Source organism: Streptomyces aureus, assembly GCF_001418135.1.
Taxonomy (GTDB): Bacteria; Actinomycetota; Actinomycetes; order Streptomycetales; family Streptomycetaceae; genus Streptomyces; species Streptomyces aureus_A.
The window spans coordinates 1-1,942 of the sequence record NZ_LIPQ01000529.1 but is presented as its reverse complement, the minus strand read 5'-3'; the positions used below and the strand labels follow the sequence as shown (position 1 = coordinate 1,942).

Below are 1,942 nucleotides of genomic sequence, written 5' to 3'. Positions count from 1 at the left end.
CCGCCTGCACGGTCCTGCCGACCGGCGCGGGCCCGTACGGCTCACACGTCCTCGCGGTCGCCGGCCTCGGCGCCCCGGGCGCACCGGTCGACCTGCGCCACTGCGACACATGACCCCCCACCGCAACCCACCCACCACCCTCACGAGAGGAGGCCCGGAATGACGCACCCCACCGACGACACCGACCGGGGTTCCTGGACCGGGCGGCTGACCCGCCGCTGTCTGCGGCACCGGCGCAGCGTGCTCGTGGCGGTCCTCGCCGCGCTCCTCGGGACCGCGACCAGCGCCCTCGTCCCCCTCGTCACGATGGTGATCGTCGACGACGTCGTCCTGCGCCCCGCACGCTCCGCCGCCCTGTGGACCGGAGCGCTGCTCGCCGTCGCCGCGCTCGGCTACCTCGCCGCGTACCTGCGCCGCCTGTACGCCGGACGGCTCGCCGCCGACGTCCAGCACGACCTGCGGGTCGACCTGTTCCGCTCGCTCTCCCGCCTGGACGGCGTACGTCGCGACGAACTGAGCACCGGACAGCTCCTCGGCCGGGCCTCCGGAGACCTCAACATGGTCTTCGGACTCGTCTCCACCCTGCCCACCGCGATCTCCAGTGCGGCCCTGCTGGTGGTCTCCCTGGTCCTCATCGCCACGCTCTCCCCGCTGCTCGCCCTGGTCGCGCTCGCCCTGGTCCCCGCCCTGTGGTTCATCGGCCGACGCAGCCGCACCTGGCTCTACCCCGCGACCTGGTACGCCCAGAACCAGGCCGCCGCCGTCGCCGGAGTCGTCGCCAGCTCCACCGCCGGCATCCGGGTCGTCAAGGGATTCGGCCAGGAACAGCGGGAGATGGACCGGCTGGCCCGCGCCGCCCGACAACTCTTCGCCGGCCGAATGCGCGCCGTACGCCTCAACGCCCGCTACGGGCCCGCGCTCCAGTGCGTGCCCTCCCTCGGACAGGTCGGAGCCCTCGCGGTCGGCGGCTGGCTGGCGGCCCGCGGCGAACTCAGCCTCGGCGCCCTCCTCGCCTTCTCCGCCTACCTCGCCCAGCTCGTCGGCCCCGTCAAGACCCTCGCCGCACTGCTCACCATGGGCCAGCAGGCCGGCGCCGGGATCGAGCGGGTCCTCGAAGTGATCGACACCCGCCCGCTGCTGACCGAGGGCACGGGCCGACTGCCCGAAGACGGGCCCCTCGGCGTCGAGTTCGACCACGTCACCTTCGCGTACGGCCCAGGCCGGCCCGTACTCACCGACCTCTCCCTCCGCATCGCACCCGGCGAGACCCTGGCCCTCGTCGGCGCCCCCGGATCGGGCAAGTCCACCCTCGCCCTGCTGCTCTCCCGGTTCCACGACGTCTCCGAGGGCGCGGTACGGATCGGCGGCGCCGACGTCCGCGACCTGACCTTCGACTCCCTGCGCGGCGCGGTCGCCGGCGTCCCCGAGGACACCGCCCTCCTCGCCGGAACCGTCCGCGAGGCCGTCGCCTACGGCCGGCCGGACGCCACCGACCCGGAGATCCACGCCGCGGCCCGCACCGCCCAGGCGCACGCCTTCGTCACCGACCTGCCCGACGGCTACGCCACGGTGCTCGGCGAACGCGGCGCCCTCTCCGGCGGACAGCGCCAGCGCATCGCCCTCGCCCGGGCGCTCGCCGCCGCGCCCCGCGTCCTCGTCCTCGACGACGCCACCTCCGCCGTCGACGCCCGCGTCGAGCAGGCCATCCACGACGCGCTGCGCGCCCAGAGCGACGGCCGCACCACCCTGATCGTCGCCCGCCGCCGCTCGACCCTCGCGCTCGCCGACCGGATCGCCGTCCTCGACCACGGCCGGATCGTCGACCTCGGCACCCACCGCGAACTCACCGCCCGCTGCCCGCTCTACCGCACGATCCTCCAGCACCACCCCGCCGAGCCCCCGGCCGAGGCGGCCGCCGCCACGGCCGGGGGCTCGGCGGGGT

General features: G+C 75.4%; 1 protein-coding gene. It reads left to right on the top strand.

From position 1 onward, the window contains the following. Positions 1-159: 159 nt before the first annotated feature. Positions 160-1,942, top strand: a 1,783-nt coding sequence (locus AOK00_RS33175) for an ABC transporter ATP-binding protein (RefSeq protein WP_159041900.1), incomplete at its 3' end; no start/stop codon positions are given.